Source organism: Pseudomonas sp. MYb118 (assembly GCF_040947875.1).
In the GTDB taxonomy this organism is placed as follows: Bacteria; Pseudomonadota; Gammaproteobacteria; order Pseudomonadales; family Pseudomonadaceae; genus Aquipseudomonas.
On record NZ_JBFRXN010000001.1, the window covers coordinates 1,031,691 to 1,054,160 of the forward strand.

Consider the following 22,470-nt stretch of genomic DNA (forward strand, 5'->3'; position numbering starts at 1 on the left):
TTTGGAGTCATCAAATGCCTTCCCGCTGTTCGCCGAGTTACCGACGCCTGACGCCTTTGGCTGCTGCGTTGCTCATGGCTTCGCCCGTGTTTGCCGCTGAACCTCTGGAGCTGCAACCGCAAGTCGTCACGGGCAACCCGCTCGGAAGTCAGTCCCTCGCATCCCCTTCGACGGTGCTCAGCGGTGACGAATTGACCCTGCAAACCAGAGGCAGCCTGGGCGAAACCCTGAACAAACAGCCTGGCGTATCGTCCAGCTACTTCGGCCCGGGTTCGAGTCGTCCGATCATTCGCGGGCTGGATGGCGATCGCATTCGCATCCTGCGCAATGGTGTGGGGGCACTGGATGCTTCCTCGCTGTCTTATGACCACGCGGTGCCGCTGGACCCGGTCAACGTCGATCGAATCGAAATCGTGCGTGGCCCCGCGGCCCTGCTGTATGGGGGGAGCGCCATCGGTGGGGTGGTCAATACCTTCGATAACCGCATCCCGACCGAGGCGATCGAAGGCATTCACGGCGCGGGAGAGTTGCGCTACGGCGGTGCCGACACCACCCGCAGCAGCGCCGGCAAGCTCGAGGCCGGCGACGGTGCATTTGCCTTGCACCTGGATGCCAGTGCCCGTGAATTCAATGACCTGAAAATCCCCGGTTACGCCAGGACCAGCCGTGAGCGGGCCGGGGATGACGAGGGGCGCAAGCACCGACTGGCCAACAGCGACGGGCGCCAGGACGGCGGTGCCGTGGGTGGCTCCTACACCTGGGATGATGGTTACGCCGGGCTGTCGTACAGCAACTATGACTCCAACTATGGCTCACCGGCCGAGGACGATGTGCGTATCCGCATGCAGCAGGATCACTATGCGTTCGCCTCGGAAATTCGCAACCTGGACGGGCCGTTCAGTTCGATCAAGCTCGACGCCGGATACACCGATTACGAGCACCGCGAAATCGAGGACGGCGAGGTCGGTACGACCTTCAAGAACAAGGGCTACGAAGCGCGGGTGGAAGCTCGCCACCAGCCGCTCGGTCCGTTGAATGGCGTGGTCGGCGTGCAGGTCAGCCGCAACGAGTTCTCGGCGCTGGGCGAAGAGGCATTCGTGCCACAAACGGATACCGATGCCGGGGCCCTGTTCGTGCTGGAAGAACTGCAAGCCACCGACAAACTGTTGTTGAGCCTGGGCGGGCGCCTCGAGCATACCCGTGTCGACCCGGACGCCAAGGGCAACGAGCGTTTCGTCGGCGCCGATCGGTCCAGCAGTTTTACCGCGGGCAGCCTGTCGTCGGGCGCGGTGTATACGCTCACGCCGATCTGGTCGATTGCGGCTACCCTGGGGTACACCGAGCGCGCGCCAACGTTCTATGAGTTGTATGCCAATGGTGCGCACGTCGCGACGGGCACATTCGAAGTCGGCGATGCCGGGCTTTCCAAGGAAAAAGCAGTTTCCAGCGATCTGGCATTGCGCTTTGACAATGGCACGCACAAGGGCAGCGTGGGCGTCTTCTACAGCCACTTCTCCAACTACATCGGCCTGCTCGGCACTGGCCGGACGTTGAACGAAGAAGGCGAGGAGGATGCTGACGGTATCCCCGAATATGCCTACACGGGGGTGAGGGCACGTTTCAGCGGTATCGAAGCCCAGGATCGCTGGGCGCTCGGCGAGGGCGCCTATGGACAATTTGCCCTGGAGCTTTCGGGCGACTACACCCGCGCCAAGAACCTGGACACCGGCGAGGACCTGCCGCGTATCGCACCGCTGAGGCTGAACAGCGGGTTGGTGTGGAACCTCGATCGCTGGCAGGCACGGATCGACGTCGAGCATGCGAGTTCGCAGCACCGGGTTCCGGCCAACGAAAGCAGCACCGACGGCTACACCACGCTGGGGGCCAATGTCGGCTACCACTTTGATGTCGGCCAGAGCAAATGGCTGGCGTTCGTCGATGCACAGAACCTGACCAACCAGACCGTGCGCTATGCCAGTTCGATCCTGCGCGATATCGCACCCGCCGAGGGGCGCAGCGTTCAGGTCGGTTTGCGCACGACGTTCTAATCAGCTGCCGTCTGCAATCGCGCCTGCCGTTTCGGCGGCAGGCGCTCAAGCACGCCGCTAGCGCGTTGCCTTGTAGTCGCTGACCAGCGCATCGAGGAAGCCAAACAGCTTCTGGTTCATCGCCGTGTAGCCATTCGCCCGCAAGGTCGGCGGCTGTTGCACGAAGCGTCGTTGCGAGAGTTTCACCAGATCCTCCCCGGACGCCCCAATCAGCAGCTCGATGACCTCGGGGGTGAACTCCATGTGGCATTGGAAGCCGTACACCAGCTTGCCGTACTCGATGATCTGCCGCGGGCAGCCTTCGCTGGCGGCGAGGATTTTGGCGTCGGCGGTCAGGCCGGGCATGTCGTTGTGCCAATGGCCGACCTCAAGGGTGTCGCCGAAATCAGCGAATTTGGCGTTGGCCTTGCCGGCCTCGGTCAAGGTGATCGGGAAGTTGCCGATTTCCGCTTCCGGGCTATGGACGCATTTCCCACCCAGTGCCTCACCCATCAATTGAGCGCCCAGACAGACACCTACCACCGCCTTGTTCGCGGCCACGGCCCTGGCGATCAGTGCGCATTCGGCCGCTGCATCGAAGTGCGGGCATTCTTCGAGGGTGGTCGAAGGACCTTGCGGGCCACCGAGGACGACCAGCAAGTCGATATCATCCAGGTTTTCGGGCAGCGCCTCATGCAAGTAAACGCGCGAATAGCTGGCCTGATGACCGCGGCTCTGGACCCAGGTTTCATAGGCGCCCGGCGATTCGAAGGCTTCATGGACCACGAAATGTACGTTCAATTTTCTTTCTCCAGTCAGAGGCAGGCTTGCAGATCCTGCGCGAATGCTTTTGCCTGATCGTTCTTCAGGTGCGAAACGGTGACCCGGATTGCCCGCGAATACCCCTCGATGTCGAAGGCCGTACCCAGGCGCACCAACCAGCCTTTTTTCGCCAGTTCATAGGCCACGTCCTTGGCATCCCTGGGCAATGCGATCCAGACGTTGAACCCGCCTTCAGGTGCGGTGGTGGCGACTCCTGCCTGGGCCAGTTCCGTGCACAGCTCATTGCGCAGGCGTGCGTAACCGACGCGGGCTTCCTCCATTCGGGCCAGCGATTCGGCGGACGTCAGGCCCGTGATCACCGCCGCCTGAAGTATGTGGCTGACCCAGCTCATGCCCGAGGTGAGCCGCGTGCGCAGGCGCGCGGCGGTGTCGTTGTCACAACCGACAAACGCCACCCGCAGATCCGGCCCGAGCCCTTTGGATACCGAGCGCACCAGCGCCCAGCGTGGGGTATTGGCGGGGATGACCGAGTAGTAGGGCGTTTCATTGAGCAGGCCGAAGTGGTCGTCGACGATCACCGCCACCTCGGGGAATCGGGCCAATACCTTTTTCAGCTGCTGCGCCCGCTTGCTGGACAGGCTGCAACCCGACGGGTTGTGGGCGCGCGGGGTGATCAGCACCGCCCTTGCGCCTTTCACCAGCGCTGCCTCCAGCGAAGCAGGGGTCATGCCGTGCCGGTCGATCTCGACACCGAGGGTGCGCATGCCGCCAAGGCGCAGCGCATTGATCGTGCCGAGAAACCCGGGGTCTTCGATTGCCACGCCATCCCCCGGAACCAGCAGCGCAGCCGCCAGGCGCTCGATGGCATCGACCGCGCCATGGGTCAGTTCAATGCTGGGCAGGGCAGGGCAGTCAGCGGCCAGCCATTGTTGCCCCAGCGCGCGAAGCTCGGGAAGGACGGTGTCGTCGCCGTACAGATACGGGCGGGGAAGCGCGCCGGCCAGCAGCGACGCCACCGAGGGCAGCCACAGCGGATTGGGGTTGCCATCGGCCAGGTCGATCAGCGCCGTGCCGCTGCTCAAGCCTTCCTGTTCGCCGGCCTGGGGCGCCTGGCAGATGGTCGTGCCGTGGCGGCCCTGGGTCAGGGCGATGCCGGCTGTCACCAGACGCTGGTACGCCGCCGCAACCGTATTGCGATTCACATTGATCTCTTCGGCCAGTTCCCGCACCGGTGGTAACGACGCACCGGGCGCGAGTTCACCGTTCTGCACCAGGGCGCGAATGCAGTCGGCGATCTCCTGGGCAGATTTTCCTTTGATTTTGATCATTGTCCTATGCCAATATTTATTTAGACACAGACAAAGTGTAGCGGAGATGAAAGCGCTTGGATATGAGCAAGCGACGCAGGCTCCGCTGCGGATGATCAGGAGAAACTGACATGAACGAGCGCAGTGCCGATTCCATCACCCAGACCCGCCATGACCAGCATGGCTTGTGGCCGGTTGCCGAGACCGTCGAAGATTTCCGGCGCAACCTGGCCACGGTCAACGCCCGCATCGAGGCGGCCTGCGCCCGTGTCGGGCGTGACAAGCACAGCGTGCGCCTGCTGCCGGTGAGCAAGACCGTGGACGAGGCGCGCATACGCCTGGCCCATGCCGCCGGGTGCAACCTGCTCGGCGAGAACAAGGTCCAGGAAGCCAGCAGGAAGTGGCAGGCCATGAGCGACCTGACGGCGTTGCGCTGGTCGGTGATCGGTCACCTGCAAACCAACAAGGCCAAGGGGGTGGCGCAGTTTGCCAACGAGTTCCAGGCGCTCGACAGCCTGCGCCTGGCGGCGGTGTTGGATCGCCATCTACAGGAGGCGGGCAGGTCGCTGGATGTGTTCGTCCAGGTCAATACATCGGGCGAGGACAGCAAATACGGGCTGCGCCCCGAAGACGTCGCGGCGTTCCTGCGCGAGCTGCCGGCGTTTCCTGCGCTGCGCGTGCGCGGCTTGATGACCCTGGCCGTGCTGTCGGCGGAGCCCGCGCAGGTTCGCTGCTGCTTCAAGCGGCTGCGTGAGCTGCGCGACCAACTGCGCCAGGACCTTCCGGGCGGTATGACGCTCGATGAGTTATCGATGGGGATGTCGGGCGATTACGAAATTGCCATCGAGGAAGGCGCCACGGTGGTGCGGGTCGGGCAGGCGATTTTCGGTGCGCGCAGCACGCCCGATTCCCATTACTGGCCCTCTGCCTCGAAGGCTGACTGAACTCAATTCATTCAATACAGGGACACACGCCATGCACACTCACAGACTGGTCATTCGACGACACGGCAAGCTATTGGGGCATTTTGATTCCAACACGCCGAATGCGGCGAGCGCGGTTCGGGAGATTGCCTCTCGATTCACTGAAACCGAGGGGTTCGAGTTGGAGTTTTTTGTGGCTGAACAGGAGCGACGCCTGCTGGAAAGCGGTCCTGAGGGCATTCGACTGCTCAGCAGTGAGCCTGTTTTTGTCAGCGTCACAAGCGTTTGATCGCACACTGGCCAGGCAGGCGGGTGCTCAGGGTTGTTGTTTGTTTGCCCGGCTGCTGCGCTCGGCCATGCGTGCGCGCCGAAAAAGCCCCGGCCCCATTTGGTAGTGGCGCTTGAACGCCCGGTTGAAGGCCGCTTCCGACTGGTAGCCCACGCTTTCGCCGATGTCGCCAATGCTGCGATGGGTTCGCTCCAGGCATTGGGCCGCCTGGGTCATGCGTATCGAGAGAAGCAGCTCTGCCGGTGTCGTGCCGGCGACAGTGCGGAACGCACGTACGAACGTGGCGCGAGACATGCCGCACTGCTGTGCCAGGTCTTCGAGTGTCCAGGCTTTGCCTGGCTCGACCAGCATCCGGTGCAGCGCGCGATTGAGTTTAGGCTCGGCGAGTAACGAAAACAGGCCCGGCACCGTGTGTGCCTGTTCCAGCCAGGCGCGCAGCAAGAGCAACAACAGTGCCGACGCAAGGTGCGATACGACCGCACTGGCACCGGGGCGAGGCTCGTTGGTTTCATCTCTCAACAACTGCACCAGGGCCTGCAGCCCGACAAACTCGGAGCGACCGGCGGTGCGGATCAACACAACGTCCGGCAGCGCGTCGACGAGGGTGCGCGAGCCTGCGGCGTCGAAGTGGAATTGCCCGCACAGAATGTCGGTCGCCGGTCCCCCGGATTCGTTGGCCAGCCGTGCCAGAGGCGTCTCGCGGTACATCGTGTACAGCGGCGTTCGATCGTCGCAATCAGGCGTATACAGGAGATGGGCGTGGCCGCGGGGAAAGACCAGCATGTCGCCGGCGTGCAGCGCGAGGGTGTCGTGGCCCTCGATATCGACCATCGCCGTGCCCTCGACCACCAGGTGATAAGGGGCGACGGTTGCTGTCGCCAGCGGGTGTTCCATTCTCCATGGCGCACGGAAACTGCAGCGTGTGTTCAACTCTGCCCGTACCGGATGCAGCAGGAGCAGCTGGCTGAGTGCATCTTGAGCAAGCAACATGGGTTCACCCAATCGTTTATCGTCGAACGGCCTGTGCCGCACCGGCGTGCGTGAACACACACGCCAGTGCGGCCAGCGTTCAGGCCTCTGTTTCGGCAGTGGCGGGCACTTGCGCCGCCTCGACGTTCTCCCTGCTGGCGGCGCCGCAGCTGCTGACACCGCGCAGATGCGGTGTCGGCTTGCTATGCACCGCAAGGCTGAACAGATCGGGGCGCGAATAGTGACCCACCGAATCCCTGATGCGCTTCGAGTTGGTGATTTCGGAGAAATCCAGATCGGCGATCAGGATGCCTTCACCTTCGGTCAGCGGCGCCACCACATGCTGACCATCCGGACCGATGATTGCCGTCATGCAACCCCCGGTCAGTACCTTCTGCATTCCCGTATCGCCGACGATACTGGCACGCTGTTCATCGGTCAGCCAAGCCGTGGCGTTCACCACAAAGCAGCCGCTTTCCAGGGCATGGTTCAACAGCTGGGTTTCGGTCTGATTGCTGAACACCGGGCCAAAGATCGAGCCAATGTACGTGGAAATGTGAATTTCCTCATGTTGAGCTATGAGCGAGAAACGCGCCAGCGGGTTGTAGTGCTCCCAGCACGTCAGGGCACCCAGGCGTCCGACAGTGCTTTCCACGACCTTGATACTGGTGCCGTCGCCTTCGCCCCACACCAGACGCTCATGGGGAGCCGGCGAGATCTTGCGGTGTTTCTGGATGAGCGAGCCATCCACGTCGAAAATCAGTTGCGTGTTGTAGAGCGTGCCGTGGTCGCGCTCGGTAACACCGACTGCCAGGACGATCCGATGGCGGCGCGCAGCCTCGCTGAGCGCTTCGGTCACCGGGCCCGGTACGCGAACGGCATTGGCGTAGAGCCGGTTTTGTTCGGCGCCCATGGCGGCTGGAGGCAGCACCGCGGAATAGTACGGGTAGTAGGGAATGAACGCCTCCGGGAAGACGATGAGTTGGGCTCCCTTGGCGGCGGCTTCGGCGACCGCGCCGAGGACCCGTTGCAGCGTTCCTTCGGTGCTGTTCAGGTCCGGTGCGTACTGGACGGCCGCAACGCGGACGGTTCTGGATTGCGAGTGATCTTGAGCCATGGTGAATGAGCGCCTGAAAGGTGGTTGGGATCTTCGTCGGCTCGTCCATTGCCAGACCGCACTGGGCTGGTGATGTCGAACGCTTCGAAGGGGCGACATAGCGAGAAGTCGCTAGGTCGGCCACCAGTCTAGGGACGCGGTCTGATTCTCCCCATGCTCTGGAGAGTCATTCTTTTGCTCGATCGGCTCAATAACGACGTGGCTGTTTCTTTGTCGCAAGTCTGCGTGCCCGCCAGTGCTTCTCCCGCTTCTGCGTGGATACGCCGTGTCAGGCCGATGGCCAGGTCGACAGGAACTGCTCGACCACCGAGTCCAGCACCTCCCGACTGAATCCGGCCTTGGCCTGTACGGCCATGCCATGCAGCACGGCCAGCACGAGAGCGGCGAGCACGGCGCAGTTCACCGTCTGCGGCAGGTCGCCATCGTCGCGGGCTCGTTCGAGGCGTTCACGTAGCGACTTCTCGCCGTCTGCACGCGCCTCGATCAGGGCGTGTTGGATAGGCGCGGCATCATCCGAGCCTGCCAGTGCGCCGTGGATTCCCAGGCAGCCCGTGCGATCGGCATAACGTGTATTGAGCTCGACTGACGCGCGCAGGATGCGTTCGACGACTTCCCGCGCAGTCGGCAACTCCAGCGCTGCGGGAAAGAAGTCCAGGTAGTGCTCGTAGTAGCGTTCCAGCGCCCGGCGGAACAACGCTTCCTTGTTGCCAAACGCGGAATAGAGTGCCGGGCGTTCGACACCGGTCGCTTGCGTCAGGTCGGTGTACGACGCGCCTTCATAGCCCTTGCGCCAGAACACACACAGTGCGGCATCCAGCGCTTGTTCCACGTCGAACTCTCGTTGCCTTCCCATCGAACCGCCTCGGTTTTTTCGTAATGACCGATATTAAACCATTTGACGGGTCACGCTCTATTGCATAACGATCGTTATGCGTAACGATCAGTACGCATACCTGCCTTCTTCAAGATCAACCCCGAACATCGAGGAACAAACGCTATGACAACCATCGGCATCATCGGCGCGGGAGAGGTCGGTACACACCTCGCGCGCGCGGCTATCGCTCAGGGTTACCACGTAGTGATCGCCAACTCGCGAAGCCCGGACACCTTGAGCGAGCTTGTTCAAGCGCTGGGGCCGGCAGCCAGGGCCGCAACGGCGGAGGGCGCTGCCAGGGCCGGAGATTTCGTCGTGATCGCGGTTCCCCTGAAGTTGATCAATGACATGCCCGTGGCCGCGCTGGCGGGGAAAATCGTGATTGATACGAACAACTACATGACCTGGCGCGATGGCCATTTTCCAATGGTCGACTCGGGCGAGAAGACCGTCCACGAACTGCGCCAGGAACAGCTGCCGGCCTCCAGAGTGGTCAAGGCATTCACTCACATCCAGGCACCGCGCATTCTCACCTGGGGAATGGCAGGCGGTGTTCCCGACCGTCTGGCATTGGCGGTTTCCAGTGATTTTCCGGAGGCGGTGGCCCTGGTGACTCGCCTGTACGACCAATTCGGTTTCGATGCGGTCGATCACAGCCCCCTCAGCGAATCCTGGCGCAACGCTCCCGGCCAGCCAGCCTGGAAACAAGAGCGACAGACCCGGTTGGAGCTGGCATCCAACCTCGCCAGCGCCCGGCGAAATACCCAGAGCTGAAGCATTTCCCCGGTGCTTGACAGGTGCGGGTTAATTCCATAACGTTCGTTAGCGTAATGGCCGTTACGAATAAACCACAAGAACCGGACGCTCTCGTCCTGAATGAAGAGGATTCGTTGATGCACAAGACATTGGCAGGCAAGGTGGCGTTGGTCACTGGCGGCTCAAGGGGGCTCGGTGCGGCCATTGCACAGGCGCTGGCCGAACAGGGCGCTGACGTTGCCATCAGTTATGTGGCGTCCGCCGGGAAAGCAGAAGCCGTCGTCGAGCAATTGAAGGCGAAAGGGGTTCGCGCGGTGGCGATCAGAAGCGATCAGGCCGATTTGTCCGCTGCCAGACCGTTGGTTGAAGAAGTCATCGCTCATTTCGGCAAGCTCGACATCCTCATCAATAATGCGGCCATCGCGGTGCAAGGCCAGACGGTCGATGACCCCAACCTGGACACCGTCAATCTCGATCGCCAGTGGCAAGTCAACGTATTGGGCGCCGTGGCGACCACGCGTGCCGCTTCCCGAGTGCTGACGGATGGCGGGCGGATCATCTTCATCGGCTCATTGATGGGCGGTCGCGTTCCCTTCTCGGGGGCCGCCGACTACTCAGGCACCAAGGCGGCGATCGCGGGATACGCAAAGGGGGTTGCCCGGGACCTGGGGCCGCGCAATATCGCAGTCAGCGTTCTCCAGCCCGGCATCATGCCGACCGACATGATGACCGGTGTACTGGGTGATGAGGTGCCTGACGCCGTTCTGGATATGCATCCGATCCGCCGCATCGCCACGCTGGAAGAGGTGTCGGCCACGGTCTGCTTCCTCGCCGGGCCGAATGGCGGTTACATCACCGGTGGCGCCATCGACATGGCCGGTGGCCTGGGTATCTGATAACCGACCGATACCCACACGCGGTTGCTGCCCGGCAGGGAGGGGCAGCAATCGCTTTACCCCACGTTGAAAAGCGCATTCTGCATGGCTTGCGGCGGTTGTCCGAACGCCCGCAGAAACGCCTGGCGCATCCGTTCCCGATCACCGAACCCTGACTCCCGTGCGATCACCTCAATGGGATGGCGACTGGTTTCCATCATGATGCGGGCCGCCTCGACCCGCAGGCTTTCGATGGCCTTGGCCGGCGTTTGCCCGGTCTCCTCACGGAACACCCGGCTGAACTGGCGTGGGCTGAGCCGAGCGACAGCGGCGAGCGCCTCGACCGAAAGATCATCAGTCAAATTCTCTCGCGCATAGGCCATCGCCAATTGCACCCGGTCGGATTTGGGGTCCAGTTCCAGCAATGCCGACAATTGCGATTGCTCGCTGCCCCGGCGCTGATAGATGACCAGCTTGCGCGCGACCCTGCGGGCAAGGTCGCTGCCCAGATCGTTCTCGACCATGGCCAGTGCAAGGTCCACACCGGCGGTCATCCCGGCCCCGGTCCATATCTGGCCATCGACCAGAAACAACTTGTCTTCCTCCATGGGAATTTCCGGGTAGCGCTTCTTGAACGCCGGTGCGTGCAGCCAGTGTGTCGCCGCGCGTTTTCCTTCCAGCAAGCCCGCCTCGGCGAGGACGAACACACCGGTGCACAGCGCCACGACACGTCTTGACTGCGCCGATGCCGCTTTAACGAATTCCTGAAGATGGGTTTCCGGCAAGTGGTACTCCAGATAGCCGCTGACGATCACGGTGTCGTAACCCTCGGCTCTCATGGGCGTGGTGTTCACGGAGAACCCCTGAGAACACATGACCGCTCCGCCCGTCTCCGACACCAGGTGAAACTCATAGGCCGGCTCGCCTCGAAACAGGTTCGCGCACTCGAACACCGAACCCAGGGACAGACTCAGTGACTGGAAATTCGGATAAACGACCAATGCAACGCTATGCATGAAAACACTCCGGGACGGCGGCGACGTGAAAGCGATTGTCGGCGTTGGTGGGGTAAACGGCAACGTGCGTTCCGCGAAATCCGGTCAATGTCGGATCCATGTCCGGAATCCTTGCGGATTTGACATTGTGGATGTTTTGGGCGGCTCCTAATATCCACTCCAACGGATTAGACGACTGGTCTACTGATTCGGTTGGACTTGAATATGAATGAAACCAAGAGCGTAAAGCAGACGATTCTGCATGCCGCGCAATTGATTGTAAGTAATAAAGGGTTTTCCGCCGTTGGCTTGAATGAAGTGCTTCAGGCTGCCGAAGTTCCAAAGGGCTCTTTTTATCACTACTTCGGTTCAAAGGATGCCTTTGGTGTCGCGCTGTTGGATAACTACTTCGATGGTTATCTTCAGGGTATGGAAAAGCTTTTCAACGCGGCAGATAGATCGGAACAACAGAAGTTGCTGAGTTATTGGCAATGCTGGATTGATAACCAGACGCTGCAGACCGATGCGGGAAAATGTCTGGCGGTCAAACTGGGCGCAGAAGTCGCCGATCTCTCGGAGCCCATGAGGCTGGCACTCGATCGAGGCACTTCACGAATCATCGAGGTGATCTGCGCCTCGCTGCAGCGTGGCATCGAGGACGGTTCACTGACGCTGGAGGACAACCCGAAGCAGGTGGCGTTGCGGTTGTACGCACTGTGGCTGGGGGCCAGCGTCATGGCAAAAATCACCCGTACATCGACGTCATTCGACGAAGCCATGGCGCTGACTCGAACGGTACTGCAAGACACGCTACCCCGTTAAAACTCACGTCTACAGAGGAACGAAAAATGAAAGTACTGATGGTTCTGACTTCACACGATCAACTGGGCAACACCGGCAGGAAAACCGGGTTCTGGCTCGAAGAGTTCGCGGCGCCGTACTACACCTTCAAGGATGCGGGCGCAGATGTCGTGCTGGCATCACCCGCTGGTGGTCAACCGCCGCTGGATCCTGTCAGTGACCTGCCGGATTTCCAGACGGATTACACCCGCCGCTTTTCGGCGGACCCCGCAGCCCAACAGGCTCTGGCCAATACGGTAAAACTGGGCGAAGTCAACGCCGCCGATTTCGACGCGGTTTTCTACCCCGGTGGACATGGCCCGTTGTGGGACCTGGCAAAGTCACGCACCTCGATCACGCTGATTGAAGCATTCGAGCGTGCCCGCAAACCCATCGGCTTTGTCTGCCACGCGCCGGGTGCATTGCGCCATGTCAAGGCCGCCTCGGGAGAGCCGTTGATCAAGGGTCGTCGCGTAACCGGCTTCGCGAACTCCGAAGAGGCGGGCGTAGGTCTGACCGAGGTGGTGCCGTTTCTCATCGAGGATGAGTTCCAGGCACTCGGCGGACACTATGAAAAAGGCGCTGACTGGCAACCGTTTGTTATTGAAGACGGCTTGTTGGTCACCGGGCAAAACCCGGCAAGTTCCGAAGGTGTTGCGAAAGTACTTTTGAAACTGTTGTTGTAACTTAATGCTCTGCCTGTAACGGCGTCATTAGCCGTCTGATTACGCGTCAATCAACTCGATAACATCCTGCTGGATAGTCTGCCCGTTCGTCAGTCTATTTGGCTGGACGGATCAGTGTTGCCCAATGAAAGTTCGAGCGCTGTTCAAGCGCTCATTTAAATAACCTGTTTATTGTTTTGTTTACTGGAGATGATGTCATGAACAGTGTATCGCCCCGCGTATTGTCGAGCAGTCTCTTTGAAGGTCCTTATTACATCAGTGTTGCCGGAAAGTTGCTGGAAACCAGCGATTCTTTCGCGGTGATGAACCCGGCCACGGGCGCCGAGTTCGCTCGTGCTCCGGCGGCCACTGCCGAGCAACTCGACGAGGCAGTCGCTGCAGCCAAGTCAGCCTTCAAGACGTGGTCCGTGCTGACTTACGATCAGCGCCAGAAGTATCTGGATGACTATGCCGATGCGCTCGAAGTCCATCGCGAGGAACTCGCTCGCCTGCTCACCCTGGAGCAAGGCAAACCGCTGAAGTCCGGCGCGCAACCGGAAGTCGACCAGGCCATTTCCTGGATCCGCCAGATTGCCGCACGGCGCATTCCTGTCGAGATCCTTGAGGACACCGACAGCCACATCGTCGAGTTGCATCACACCCCGTTGGGCGTGGTTGGCGCGATCACGCCCTGGAATTTCCCGGTGCTGCTGGCGCTCTGGAAAGTCGCCCCGGCGTTGCTCACCGGCAACACCATGGTGATCAAGCCATCGCCGTTCACGCCGCTGACCACGCTGCGCTTCGGGCAGATTGCGCAGTCGGTATTCCCCGCCGGCGTGCTGTCGGTCGTCTCCGGTGGTAACGAGTTGGGACCGCAAATGACGGCCCATCCGGATATCGCCAAGATCAGCTTCACGGGCTCCACGGAGACCGGCAAGCATGTCATCCGTTCGGCTGCCGGCACCGTCAAGCGCCTGACTCTGGAAATGGGCGGCAACGACGCGGCAATCGTCCTGCCCGATGCCGACTGGAAGGCAGCAATCGCGCAATTGTTCTGGGGCGCGATCGGTAACTCGGGTCAATGGTGTGTGGGCATCAAGCGCCTGTACATCCACCGCTCGTTCCACAGCGAGTTCGTCTCGGCATTCGTTGATTACGCCCGCCAGCAGAAGCTCGGTGACGGCCTTGACCCCAGCGTCACGGTCGGCCCGGTGCAAAACAAAATGCAGTTCGACAAGGTTCGCACCTTCCTCGACGACATCAAGGCCAATGGTCAGAAGATCGTCCTGGGAGGGGAGGTGGACGAGAGCCAGTCGGGCTACTTCATCCCTGTGACCGTGGTGGATAACCCGCCGGAGCACTCGAAGATCGTCCAGGAAGAACAGTTCGGGCCGATCGTTCCGATCATCGTTTACGACGACGTCGATGATGTGATCGAACGCGCCAACGACAGCCCGTTCGGCCTGGGGGGCTCGGTCTGGGGCCGCGATACCCAGGCAGCGGTGGCGGTGGCCAATCGCCTGGAGACGGGCATGGTGTGGGTCAACGAGATGCACACCCAGGGCGTGGACATTCCGTTCGGCGGCCACAAGCAATCCGGAGTGGGCACCGAAGGTGGCCATGAAGGCCGACTGTTGTTCACCAACCCGAAAACCGTGCTGATCAAGAAGTGACGCCAAGCGCGGCCTCCCATGGGGCCGCGCATTTTCGGATGCCTTCGCAGGCCTGCCCCGTGCAGGCGGCCAGGCCTTTTTGTATTCACTTGATTGGGAGTTGATCGCATGCAACATCAAGCACTGTTTACCCCGGTAGAACTGGGTGGCGTCACACTGAAAAACCGGATTGTCTTCCCGCCGCTGACTCGCCAGCGCAGCGCGCAGCCGGGCGATATCGCGTCTGACCTGATGTCGGTCTATTACTGTCAGCGCGCCTCGGCAGGCTTCATGGTCAGCGAGGGAACACAGATCGAACCTCGCGGCCAGGGTTATGCCTGGACCCCGGGGATCTACACCCAGGCGCAGATCGAGGGCTGGCGCAAAGTCACCGACGCCGTGCATGCCGAGCACGGTGTGATCTTCGCTCAGCTCTGGCACGTGGGACGCATCTCGCATCATGGCTTGCAGCCAGACGGCGCGGCACCGGTAGCGCCATCCGCGATCCAGGCCACCAATGCCAAAGCCTTTATCGAGACCGGTGTCGGCACCGGTGAACTGGTCGCACCCTCCATGCCTCGCGCCCTGACCGTGGCCGAGATCAAGGAACTGGTCGCCCTGTATGCTCGTGCGGCGAGCAATGCGATCGAGGCAGGTTTCGACGGCGTCGAGATCCATGCCGCCAATGGCTACCTGATCAACCAGTTCATTTCCGAGCATGCCAACCAGCGGGATGACGAGTACGGTGGTTCGCTGCACAACCGCCTGCGATTCCTGCGCGAAGTCGTCGAGGCGGTGGTGGCGGTGGTCGGTCCCGATCGCCTGGGCGTGCGCTTCACGCCGCTGTTCACCAGCACCGATCAGGATCGCGTGTACATCGGCCTGGTCGAGCAGGATCCGCATGAAACCTACATCGAAGCGATCAAGGTGCTCGAGGCATCCGGCATTGCCTACGTGTCGATCGCCGAAGCCGACTGGGACAACGCGCCCGACTTGCCCGAGTCATTTCGCCGCGATGTCCGCGACACGTTCAGTGGCCGCATCATCTACGCGGGCCGCTATACGGCAGAGCGGGGTGCTCGCCTGGTCGAAGCGGGCCTGGCCGACCTTGTCGCTTTTGGCCGGCCCTTCATCGCCAACCCCGATCTGCCGGCGCGGATCGTCAACGGCTGGCCGCTCAATCCGCTGAACCCTTCCTCACTGTATGGCGGGACTGCGGCGGGCTTCACTGATTACCCGACCTACGCGGGCTGATCGCGGACCTGTCGGCCGGACTGCGCCCGTCGCACGTCCGGCCTGCGCTGGAGAATGCAACTATGTTGGTGACTTCGAAGGTTCCGCTCGCCGAGCCCGTGTCGGCTGCTGAAACAACGCCGCCTGTACGTCCTTGCAGGCCTGCGAGCCCACCGCACAACCCGCCGTCGCTGTGGATGGCGATAATCTGCATCGTGCTGGTGGCGTTGACGCTGCGGCCCGCCATCGTCTCGGTCGGCCCCTTGTTGCCAGGAATCATCGAGGACTTTGGCCTGTCCCACACGCAGGCATCGCTTCTGACGGCCATTCCGACGTTGCTGATGGGCTTGATGGCGCTGCCGACACCTTGGCTGGCGCGGCGGTTTGGCCGTGACGCGGTCATCCTCGGTGCGCTGGTCGTGCTGTTCGCGGCGACCGGGCTGCGCGCTGTTGCCGGGTCGATCGGCGTTCTGTTTCTGACCACCGTCGGGATCGGCGCCGGTATTGCGGTGGCGGGGGCGTTGCTGGCGGGATTCGTCAAAGGTGGTTATCCGAAACACGCAGCGTTGCTGATGAGCCTGTATGCCACGGCACTGGCGCTGGGCAGCACGATAGCCGCTGCCGCTACGGGCCCGATTACCACGGCTGCGGCAAGTTGGCGGCTGGGCGCGAGTTTTTGGATGTTGCCCGTGATCATCGCCATCGCCGCCTGGTTTTACATCAGGCGCCAGGGCACCGCGGATGGCCGGGGAGCAACGGCAGCGATCAGCTATCCGATGCCCGTGCGTATCCCGACGGCCTGGCTGATCGCACTGTTCTTCGCCTGCAACAACATCATTTTCTATGCCTTCATTTCATGGACGGCACCGATGTATGTCGAGTTCGGCAGGTCGACCACTTGCGCCGGGTTGATCCTGGCCGGTTTCACCCTGGCATTCATGATCTCCAATCCGTTGTTCGGGGTGCTCAGCCGTAACGAAGATCGCCGCGTGGCGTTGGCCGTCAGTTCCGCCATCGCTCTGCTCGGCACTCTGACACTGGCCCTGGATCCCGATGCAATGCCCATGGTCTCGGTGCCGTTGATCGCGTTCGGCACGGGAGGAGCCTTCACGCTGGCCTTGACCTTGCCTCTGGACAACACCGAAAACGCCGAACAAGCGAATGCCTGGAACGCGTTCGTGTTGCTGTTCAGCTACGTCATCGCGGCAGCCGGACCTCTATTGATGGGTTACCTGCGTGATCTGACCGGCGGCTTCAACCTGCCCTTGTGGCTGATGGTCGGGGTCAGTGTGGTGATGTTGGGCACTACACCGCTGCTGAAACCCAGCCATCATCGGCGCCACGTTGCGGATTGATCAAAGTGGGCATTCTGATGGCCTGCGTGTGCACACGGTGGTTACTCGAAAGCATTGACCACCATCAGTGTGCCGAAAATCATCAGTACGCCGCCGGTCATGCGTTTGCCCCAGACTGCCGCTCCTGGCCTGGCCAGTCTGGTCGCCATGGTTTTCGCCGTCACGGCGTAAGCGCTCGACACCAGGAGTTTGATCAATACGAACAGCAGGATCAGTGAGAGCAGGGCACCCAGGTTCGAGTCTTTCGGGTTGCCGACAAATTGCGGCAACAAGGACGAGAAAAACAGAATCGCCTTGGGATTGCTGATGCCGACCATGAACGATTTGCCCCAGAGCGTCGGCAGGGGTTCGCGCGGCACCGCCTGTGCGGTGTTGACTCGGTTGCTGCTCGCCAGCCGCAGTTGCTGCAAACCCAGCCACAGCAGGTAAGCAGCACCGGCGATTTTGACCAGCGTGAAGACGCGTGGGTTGGCCAGCAGCAAGGCGTCGATGCCCAGCAGTGAACAACTGGCGAGTATCGCAATCGCAGCCAGGTCGCCGGTGAGAATCCAGATGGCACGTTTGGCGCCATAGACCAGCGCGTTGTTGATCAGAAAAATGGTAGACGGTCCTGGTGAACCCACCTGGACGGCCGCAATCAGCGCGAAGAGTGAATAGTCGGTCAGAGACATGCTGGGCTCGTGGTCAATCCGGTCGGTGGGAAGTGGCCATTTTCCGTGTAAAGTGGATTACCGAGCAGGGCCATTTGCAGCGAATTGGTATGGACCATTATGAGCAAGGGTAAATACACGTCCGGTGTTGATCTGCCGTTGCCAGCGCAAACGGGCGGTGCGACGAAGCAGGAGCGCGCCTATCACACCTTGCGTGATGCGATCCTCAATGGCCTGTTACAAGGCGCGCAACGATTGCCGTCTACCCGGGCACTCGCGCAACGTTGGGGGATTGCGCGCGGTACCGTGGAAAGCGTTTTTGAGCGCTTGCAACTGGAGGGATACATCGTGCGCAAGGTAGGCTCCGGCAGCCATGTGTGCGCAGTCATCCCCGACAGCTACCAGAGGGCAATCAACGATAATCGGACGTCACATGACACGCAGCCGGCCAAAATGCACGACGTGCCCCAGCGACCGCCACCCGCACATCAGGCGCAGGTGGGCGTGCCTTTCGTCGCGCGCCTGGCCAATCCGCGACTGATCGTCCCGGCTGAATGGGCGGCGCATCTGCAACGGGCGATGGCGGCGATGACGCCCGAGCAGATGTGTCGTGTCGAGCCGCAAGGGACGCTGGCCCTGCGTGAACAGATCGCCAGCTATCTGCGCCTCCATCGCGGTATCGACTGCCATGCCGGTCAGTTGCTCATCACCAACGGCATTCGCCATGGCATCGACCTGGTGGCGCGTGCTGTGCTCCAACCCGGCGATTACGTGTGTGTCGAGGACCCTGGCTATCCCGCCGCCCACCGGATTTTCGAGGAGGCGGGTGCCAACCTGGTGCACGTTCCCATTGATCACGAAGGGCTGGATTTGCGCGACCTGCCCGATTCAATCGAGTGCCGTCTGGCCTACGTGACGCCTGCCCATCAGTCACCGCTGGGCGTGATCATGTCCGCCACGCGACGCCTTGAACTTCTGGACTGGGCCCAGCGCCAGAGCGCCTGGATCATCGAGGACGACTACGACAGTGAGTTCAACTACCAGAGTGCGCCGCTGCCCGCGCTGAAATCCATCGACTCGATGCAGCGTGTCGTCTACTGCGGGAGCTTCAACCAGGCGCTGTTTTCCAACCTGCGGCTGGGCTACCTGCTGGCGCCGCCGGAACTGCACCAGCGCATCCTCGCCTTGTGGCATACCGTCGGGCGCAGTGTGGGCGTGTCGGAACAGTTGGGGCTGGCGCATTACATGAGTAGGCCCGGTTTTCTGCGGCATATGCGCCGTTCCCGGCAGGAGTATCTGACGTTGCGTGACATCGTGCTCGAAACCCTCAAGGCGCAAGCGCCCGGGCGTTATCGAGTCAGTGGCGAGCACGCGGGTTTTCATTTTGTGCTGTGGCTGTTACCGGATCAGGATGAAGACGCCCTGATCGACGGCGCGCGCAAGTTTGGATTGACCCTTCAGCCTCTTCGCCATTCCTGTCGTGAGATCAACCTGGCGCCTGCGTTCGTGCTCGGTTTTGCCGCGTTGACTCGGGCACAGGCCAGACACGCTGCGCAAAAACTTGCGCAACTGCTGCGCTGAATCACCGCCCGTGGTCACGGGGCTATCAAGAAAATGCGCAATCTCGGGCATCTCGCCCCCGGTCCCGCAAGCATCGTGTAGATTTAAACCGTAGCCATCGAGCATGGGACGCGAGATGCAGGCTTGATCGGCGTTGCACACGCCGTTTCGAATAATAAGAAAAAACTGATGCGTCCGGGAGACAGGCCATGAGCGCGATGTCGGTCCAGCAAAAACCTCACCCAGCAGGTTTACAGAGCGTTTCCGTGTGCGACGCCAGCGTGTTGGCGAACTCTTTATCGGACTGGCAGCAACAATATCTGCAGATCAGCCCCGGGCGATTCGCAGGTTCGGTGACCGAGATTTCCGTGGGGGTGGTGCAGATCTTCCGCGAGGTGATCAATCAGGCCGTGGATCAGCATGGGCAGACCCTGCCTGGCAAGTTTGCCCTGGGCATTCCCATCGCATTGCGTGGTCACGGTTACTGGTGTGGCCAAGCGCTCGATTGCATTGATTCAGTGTTCTTTCTGCGGCCGGATGCCGAGCTCAAATTCAAGACGCCGGGTTATTCCGATATCTATGGTGCATCCGTCGATGTTGCAGCGTTCAGGACTTATTCCCTGGACGATGAGTTCGACGAAAAAAACCTGATCGCACAGACCCGCGAAGTCAGTGCGCTGGCACCCGAAAAATGCGCGGCTTTCAGAGATCGGTTCGACAGTTTCTTTCGTGCCGTCGAGACCAACCCTCTCATTCTCGAGTCGGCGCCAGCCAGAAAACAACTGACCTTCGACATCATGCAGTTACTCCTTGGCATGACCGCGGACTTGCCCGTGTCCAAGCGCTCTCATGCCGAGCAGTTCATCCATCGTCACGTGGTAGACAGTGCGCGCGATTATATTCTTTCGAGAAAAAGTGAAGCGCTGACGGTGACCGATTTATGCGAAGGGCTGCGCACCAGTCATCGTTCGTTGCACTACGCCTTCAATAAAGTCCTGGGTATCAGCCCCGTAACTTATCTGCGCTACATCCGTTTGAACGGCGTCAGGGCGGAGCTGGTGTCCAGTGCCAGGCCGATCCGGGTGAGTGAAGTGGCCGCAAAGTGGGGCTTCTGGCACATGGGCATGTTCAGCGTCTACTACAAACACCTGTTTGGTGAACGGCCGTCCGACACCCTGAGAAATCATCGTACTGTCGCCATGACTTGAAAACCCAATTTTTAAACAGCGTGCCGGGTGTAACGACCTGCGTATGACGGGATCGCTTTGTTCAAAAAAACCGGAGGGCAACATGAGTAAGTTACACGGCAAAGTGGCGTTGATTACCGGGGCTTCAAAAGGAATGGGTAAATCCCACGCCAGTATTTACGCCAAGTACGGGGCCAACTTGATCCTGGTTGATCTTGACGAATCCATTCATCAGGTGGCGGCCGAAATCCAGAACACCTACGGCGTTCAAGTGCTTGCGCAAGTCGGTGATGTGACCGATCCGCAGTCCATGCGCCTGATCGCCGAAACCGGCATGAAGCGTTTTGGCCAGTTGAACGCGCTGGTCTGCAATGCGGGCGTTTGCCGTCTTGCGAAGTTTCTCGACTCCAGCGACGCCGATCTCGATCTGCACATCGACGTCAACGTCAAAGGTGCCTGGCATAGCGCACGGGCGGTTCTGCCGCACATGATCGACTCCGGCGGGGGGACCGTGGTCGTCATGTCATCGGTCACCGGTGACATGACTGCCGACCCGGGAGAGGTGGCCTATGCCTTGTCCAAGTCCGCGCTGATCGGCTTTACCAAAGCCTTGGCGGTGGAGATGGCCCCCCATCACATTCGGGTCAACGCCATTTGCCCGGGCTTTATCTGGACGCCGATGGCCGAACAGGTCGCCAGGCAGGTCAATCCGCAAGATCCGAAGTCGGTGCTCGATGAGCTGGCCACGGCCATCCCCATGAAACGCCTCGGCAGGCCCGATGAAATCGGTGAGTTATCGGCGTTTCTCGCCTCCGACGAGTCCAGTTACATCAACGGTGCGCAAATCGTCATCGACGGTGCCAGCACACTTCCCGAAACGGTCAGCATCGGCATGTAAGAAACGTTGCGGTTTCAGCAGGGACGCTACGACATCGACCCCATTGCACAAATCATAAAAATAAAAGAGTGGAGCTTTTGTGATGACAGAGCTAGCCGAATCCCTGCATGAAAACGCGCCTTCAACGAGCGAAAAACTCACAGGCAATCTGGGCACCTGGCAGATTGCCTTGCTGGTGATTGCCGCCGCAGCACCCCTGGGCGCCGTTCTCACGGCCGCCCCCATCGGGTTCCAGCTCGGTAATGGTCCGGGGCTCGCCGGCACATTTCTGGTGGCGGGAATCCTGATGGTCTGCTTTTCGATGGGCTATGGCGAGTTGATCAGGGCCATTCCAGGCGCCGGCGCATTCTACAAATACCTGTCGGTGGTGTTCGGGCCCCGAGTCGGTGTGGGAGCAGCCTGGGTGGCACTGGCCTCCTATCTGGCAATTACCATTGCCCTGGCGATTGTGTCCGGCTACTACACCCATTTGACCCTGAAAACCTTTGGCGTGGACCTTGGCTGGACGACATGGACGGTGGTGTTCATGGCGCTGACGTCCTACCTGGGGCGGGCGAATATTGATTGTGCCGCGAAGATCCTGGTGCCATTGGTGCTGGCAGAGTTCTTCATGCTGTTTTTGCTGGGTATCTCCATTTTCATGGACAAGGGACTCTCGGCTTTTCCCGTTGAGGCGGTATCAATGCAAGCCGTAACGGCGCCTGGCATGGGCGTCGGGCTGATGGTCGCACTGGCTGCGTTCCTGGGTGTCGAGTCTGCGGCGCTCTATGCAATGGAAGCCCGGCGGCCGGAAAAATCCATCCCGGGTGCCACGCGTCTCGCGGTGGCATTGGTGGCAGTCGCCTACTTTGTAATCATCTGGCTGATCGTCGGTGGTATCGGGGCAGGGGCGATCAAGGGCGAAGCGGCAACGGCTCAAGGCGAACTGATCATCAACCTGTTCTCGACGCGCCTGGGCGCCACAACGGCAACCCTTGTTTCGATCATGTTGTGTACGAGCAACTTTGCCTGTTTGTTGTCCCTGCACAATGCGGCAACTCGCTACGTGCATGTCCTGGCCAAGGATCAACATTTGCCGAAGGTGCTGTCGAACATCCATCCCCGGAGAAACTCCCCGGCCAACGCGAGCCTTCTGGTCACCGTGTTGGTTGCAGCCTGCATTGCCATCCCGACGTTGTTGGGCTACGACGCGTTCGTTTTCCTTTTCCCGGTCACGCTGGCGTTGGCAACGCTGGGGCTCATCGGTCTCCAGGCATTCATTTCGCTCGCGGTCGTTGCCCATTTCAACAAAGTTGGTGATCGCCGCTACCTCAAGGTCCTGATCAGCCCGTTGGTGGCACTGCTGGGGCTGGGGTGCGCGGTGTATCTGATCTACGAGAATTACGGACTGCTGACCGGGAGTGAGTCAGGATGGGTGAATGGCACACCGTTGTTTCTGGTGGTGCTGTTCTTTTACGGCGTGATGAAAGGGTCTTCCCGCAATGCTTGATTGAGCCTTTCGCCACACGCATTGGC

At 60.8% G+C, this 22,470-nt stretch carries 21 protein-coding genes; 14 read left to right on the forward strand and 7 right to left on the reverse strand.

Annotated elements, in window-relative coordinates; translation table 11 throughout:
* Positions 1 to 14: 14 nt before the first annotated feature.
* A complete protein-coding gene (locus tag ABVN20_RS04845) occupies positions 15 to 2,048 on the forward strand; it encodes a TonB-dependent receptor (RefSeq protein ID WP_368554355.1) in 2,034 nt (677 codons plus the stop codon).
* Between the two features lie 57 nt (positions 2,049 to 2,105).
* Here ABVN20_RS04845 and ABVN20_RS04850 read toward each other — a convergent pair whose 3' ends face one another.
* Positions 2,106 to 2,828 carry a type 1 glutamine amidotransferase gene (locus ABVN20_RS04850; RefSeq protein ID WP_368554356.1) on the reverse strand — a complete coding sequence of 241 codons (723 nt, stop codon included), beginning with the start codon at positions 2,826 to 2,828 and terminating at the stop codon, positions 2,106 to 2,108.
* Positions 2,829 to 2,842: 14 nt separating this feature from the next.
* Positions 2,843 to 4,138 carry a transcriptional regulator PtsJ gene (ptsJ, locus tag ABVN20_RS04855; RefSeq protein ID WP_368554357.1) on the reverse strand — a complete coding sequence of 432 codons (1,296 nt, stop codon included), beginning with the start codon at positions 4,136 to 4,138 and terminating at the stop codon, positions 2,843 to 2,845.
* A 110-nt stretch (positions 4,139 to 4,248) separates the two neighbouring features.
* Here ptsJ and ABVN20_RS04860 point away from each other — a divergent pair, with 110 nt between their 5' ends.
* Together ABVN20_RS04860 and ABVN20_RS04865 are read left to right on the forward strand one after the other, a co-directional pair.
* Positions 4,249 to 5,061, forward strand: coding sequence for a YggS family pyridoxal phosphate-dependent enzyme (locus ABVN20_RS04860; protein ID WP_368554358.1), 813 nt, complete (start codon positions 4,249 to 4,251; stop codon positions 5,059 to 5,061).
* Between the two features lie 31 nt (positions 5,062 to 5,092).
* A complete protein-coding gene (locus ABVN20_RS04865) occupies positions 5,093 to 5,329 on the forward strand; it encodes a cytoplasmic protein (RefSeq protein WP_368554359.1) in 237 nt (78 codons plus the stop codon).
* Positions 5,330 to 5,356: 27 nt separating this feature from the next.
* On the opposite strand, the gene ABVN20_RS04870 is transcribed toward ABVN20_RS04865, so the two are convergent.
* From ABVN20_RS04870 to ABVN20_RS04880, 3 genes are all read right to left on the reverse strand, one after another.
* Positions 5,357 to 6,319: an AraC family transcriptional regulator gene (locus ABVN20_RS04870; RefSeq protein WP_368554360.1), complete on the reverse strand. Its 963-nt coding sequence runs from the start codon at positions 6,317 to 6,319 to the stop codon at positions 5,357 to 5,359.
* Between the two features lie 79 nt (positions 6,320 to 6,398).
* Positions 6,399 to 7,415 carry a nitrilase-related carbon-nitrogen hydrolase gene (locus tag ABVN20_RS04875; RefSeq protein ID WP_368554361.1) on the reverse strand — a complete coding sequence of 339 codons (1,017 nt, stop codon included), beginning with the start codon at positions 7,413 to 7,415 and terminating at the stop codon, positions 6,399 to 6,401.
* 268 nt (positions 7,416 to 7,683) lie between these two features.
* The gene (locus ABVN20_RS04880) at positions 7,684 to 8,268 is read right to left on the reverse strand and encodes a TetR/AcrR family transcriptional regulator (RefSeq protein ID WP_368554362.1); all 585 of its coding nucleotides are present in this window, start codon (positions 8,266 to 8,268) and stop codon (positions 7,684 to 7,686) included.
* A gap of 144 nt (positions 8,269 to 8,412) precedes the next feature.
* Here ABVN20_RS04880 and ABVN20_RS04885 point away from each other — a divergent pair, with 144 nt between their 5' ends.
* Both ABVN20_RS04885 and ABVN20_RS04890 read left to right on the forward strand, forming a co-directional pair.
* A complete protein-coding gene (locus tag ABVN20_RS04885) occupies positions 8,413 to 9,063 on the forward strand; it encodes an NADPH-dependent F420 reductase (protein ID WP_368554363.1) in 651 nt (216 codons plus the stop codon).
* 119 nt (positions 9,064 to 9,182) lie between these two features.
* The gene (locus tag ABVN20_RS04890; RefSeq protein WP_368554364.1) at positions 9,183 to 9,941 is read left to right on the forward strand and encodes an SDR family NAD(P)-dependent oxidoreductase; all 759 of its coding nucleotides are present in this window, start codon (positions 9,183 to 9,185) and stop codon (positions 9,939 to 9,941) included.
* Positions 9,942 to 9,997: 56 nt separating this feature from the next.
* On the opposite strand, the gene ABVN20_RS04895 is transcribed toward ABVN20_RS04890, so the two are convergent.
* Positions 9,998 to 10,936 (reverse strand): GlxA family transcriptional regulator, encoded by a 939-nt coding sequence (locus ABVN20_RS04895; RefSeq protein ID WP_368554365.1) that lies wholly within the window; start codon positions 10,934 to 10,936, stop codon positions 9,998 to 10,000.
* 204 nt (positions 10,937 to 11,140) lie between these two features.
* Here ABVN20_RS04895 and ABVN20_RS04900 point away from each other — a divergent pair, with 204 nt between their 5' ends.
* The 5 genes from ABVN20_RS04900 to ABVN20_RS04920 all read left to right on the forward strand — a co-directional run bounded on the left by ABVN20_RS04900 (position 11,141) and on the right by ABVN20_RS04920 (position 16,660).
* On the forward strand, positions 11,141 to 11,737 hold the full coding sequence (locus tag ABVN20_RS04900) for a TetR/AcrR family transcriptional regulator (RefSeq protein ID WP_368554366.1): 597 nt from the start codon (positions 11,141 to 11,143) through the stop codon (positions 11,735 to 11,737).
* Between the two features lie 26 nt (positions 11,738 to 11,763).
* Complete coding sequence (locus tag ABVN20_RS04905) at positions 11,764 to 12,441, forward strand: type 1 glutamine amidotransferase domain-containing protein (RefSeq protein ID WP_368554367.1); 678 nt, start codon at positions 11,764 to 11,766, stop codon at positions 12,439 to 12,441.
* 197 nt (positions 12,442 to 12,638) lie between these two features.
* On the forward strand, positions 12,639 to 14,093 hold the full coding sequence (locus ABVN20_RS04910; protein WP_368554368.1) for an aldehyde dehydrogenase family protein: 1,455 nt from the start codon (positions 12,639 to 12,641) through the stop codon (positions 14,091 to 14,093).
* A gap of 108 nt (positions 14,094 to 14,201) precedes the next feature.
* Complete coding sequence (locus ABVN20_RS04915) at positions 14,202 to 15,326, forward strand: alkene reductase (RefSeq protein WP_368554369.1); 1,125 nt, start codon at positions 14,202 to 14,204, stop codon at positions 15,324 to 15,326.
* Between the two features lie 176 nt (positions 15,327 to 15,502).
* A complete protein-coding gene (locus ABVN20_RS04920) occupies positions 15,503 to 16,660 on the forward strand; it encodes a CynX/NimT family MFS transporter (protein WP_368554370.1) in 1,158 nt (385 codons plus the stop codon).
* Between the two features lie 41 nt (positions 16,661 to 16,701).
* Here the strand turns inward: ABVN20_RS04920 and ABVN20_RS04925 are convergent, their stop codons facing one another.
* On the reverse strand, positions 16,702 to 17,331 hold the full coding sequence (locus ABVN20_RS04925) for a LysE family translocator (protein WP_368554371.1): 630 nt from the start codon (positions 17,329 to 17,331) through the stop codon (positions 16,702 to 16,704).
* Positions 17,332 to 17,430: 99 nt separating this feature from the next.
* Here ABVN20_RS04925 and ABVN20_RS04930 point away from each other — a divergent pair, with 99 nt between their 5' ends.
* The 4 genes from ABVN20_RS04930 (at position 17,431) to ABVN20_RS04945 (ending at position 22,444) form a co-directional block, all read left to right on the forward strand.
* Positions 17,431 to 18,891 (forward strand): PLP-dependent aminotransferase family protein, encoded by a 1,461-nt coding sequence (locus ABVN20_RS04930; RefSeq protein WP_368554372.1) that lies wholly within the window; start codon positions 17,431 to 17,433, stop codon positions 18,889 to 18,891.
* A 188-nt stretch (positions 18,892 to 19,079) separates the two neighbouring features.
* On the forward strand, positions 19,080 to 20,078 hold the full coding sequence (locus ABVN20_RS04935) for a helix-turn-helix domain-containing protein (RefSeq protein WP_368554373.1): 999 nt from the start codon (positions 19,080 to 19,082) through the stop codon (positions 20,076 to 20,078).
* An 82-nt stretch (positions 20,079 to 20,160) separates the two neighbouring features.
* On the forward strand, positions 20,161 to 20,955 hold the full coding sequence (gene ucpA, locus ABVN20_RS04940) for an SDR family oxidoreductase UcpA (RefSeq protein ID WP_368554374.1): 795 nt from the start codon (positions 20,161 to 20,163) through the stop codon (positions 20,953 to 20,955).
* A gap of 82 nt (positions 20,956 to 21,037) precedes the next feature.
* A complete protein-coding gene (locus ABVN20_RS04945) occupies positions 21,038 to 22,444 on the forward strand; it encodes an APC family permease (protein ID WP_368554375.1) in 1,407 nt (468 codons plus the stop codon).
* The last annotated feature ends 26 nt before the right edge of the window (positions 22,445 to 22,470 follow it).

Bases quoted from the DNA above. Each gene is read 5' to 3' on its own strand.
- ABVN20_RS04915 (WP_368554369.1), top strand. From the start codon at position 14,202: ATGCAACATCAAGCACTGTTTACCCCGGTAGAACTGGGTGGCGTCACA.
- ptsJ (WP_368554357.1), bottom strand. From the start codon at position 4,138: ATGATCAAAATCAAAGGAAAATCTGCCCAGGAGATCGCCGACTGCATT.
- ABVN20_RS04930 (WP_368554372.1), top strand. From the start codon at position 17,431: ATGAGCAAGGGTAAATACACGTCCGGTGTTGATCTGCCGTTGCCAGCG.
- ABVN20_RS04865 (WP_368554359.1), top strand. From the start codon at position 5,093: ATGCACACTCACAGACTGGTCATTCGACGACACGGCAAGCTATTGGGG.
- ABVN20_RS04890 (WP_368554364.1), top strand. From the start codon at position 9,183: ATGCACAAGACATTGGCAGGCAAGGTGGCGTTGGTCACTGGCGGCTCA.
- ABVN20_RS04910 (WP_368554368.1), top strand. From the start codon at position 12,639: ATGAACAGTGTATCGCCCCGCGTATTGTCGAGCAGTCTCTTTGAAGGT.
- ABVN20_RS04875 (WP_368554361.1), bottom strand. From the start codon at position 7,415: ATGGCTCAAGATCACTCGCAATCCAGAACCGTCCGCGTTGCGGCCGTC.
- ABVN20_RS04925 (WP_368554371.1), bottom strand. From the start codon at position 17,331: ATGTCTCTGACCGACTATTCACTCTTCGCGCTGATTGCGGCCGTCCAG.
- ABVN20_RS04870 (WP_368554360.1), bottom strand. From the start codon at position 6,319: ATGTTGCTTGCTCAAGATGCACTCAGCCAGCTGCTCCTGCTGCATCCG.
- ABVN20_RS04845 (WP_368554355.1), top strand. From the start codon at position 15: ATGCCTTCCCGCTGTTCGCCGAGTTACCGACGCCTGACGCCTTTGGCT.
- ABVN20_RS04935 (WP_368554373.1), top strand. From the start codon at position 19,080: ATGAGCGCGATGTCGGTCCAGCAAAAACCTCACCCAGCAGGTTTACAG.
- ABVN20_RS04905 (WP_368554367.1), top strand. From the start codon at position 11,764: ATGAAAGTACTGATGGTTCTGACTTCACACGATCAACTGGGCAACACC.
- ABVN20_RS04885 (WP_368554363.1), top strand. From the start codon at position 8,413: ATGACAACCATCGGCATCATCGGCGCGGGAGAGGTCGGTACACACCTC.
- ABVN20_RS04920 (WP_368554370.1), top strand. From the start codon at position 15,503: ATGGCGATAATCTGCATCGTGCTGGTGGCGTTGACGCTGCGGCCCGCC.
- ABVN20_RS04880 (WP_368554362.1), bottom strand. From the start codon at position 8,268: ATGGGAAGGCAACGAGAGTTCGACGTGGAACAAGCGCTGGATGCCGCA.
- ABVN20_RS04895 (WP_368554365.1), bottom strand. From the start codon at position 10,936: ATGCATAGCGTTGCATTGGTCGTTTATCCGAATTTCCAGTCACTGAGT.
- ABVN20_RS04945 (WP_368554375.1), top strand. From the start codon at position 21,038: ATGACAGAGCTAGCCGAATCCCTGCATGAAAACGCGCCTTCAACGAGC.
- ABVN20_RS04900 (WP_368554366.1), top strand. From the start codon at position 11,141: ATGAATGAAACCAAGAGCGTAAAGCAGACGATTCTGCATGCCGCGCAA.
- ucpA (WP_368554374.1), top strand. From the start codon at position 20,161: ATGAGTAAGTTACACGGCAAAGTGGCGTTGATTACCGGGGCTTCAAAA.
- ABVN20_RS04860 (WP_368554358.1), top strand. From the start codon at position 4,249: ATGAACGAGCGCAGTGCCGATTCCATCACCCAGACCCGCCATGACCAG.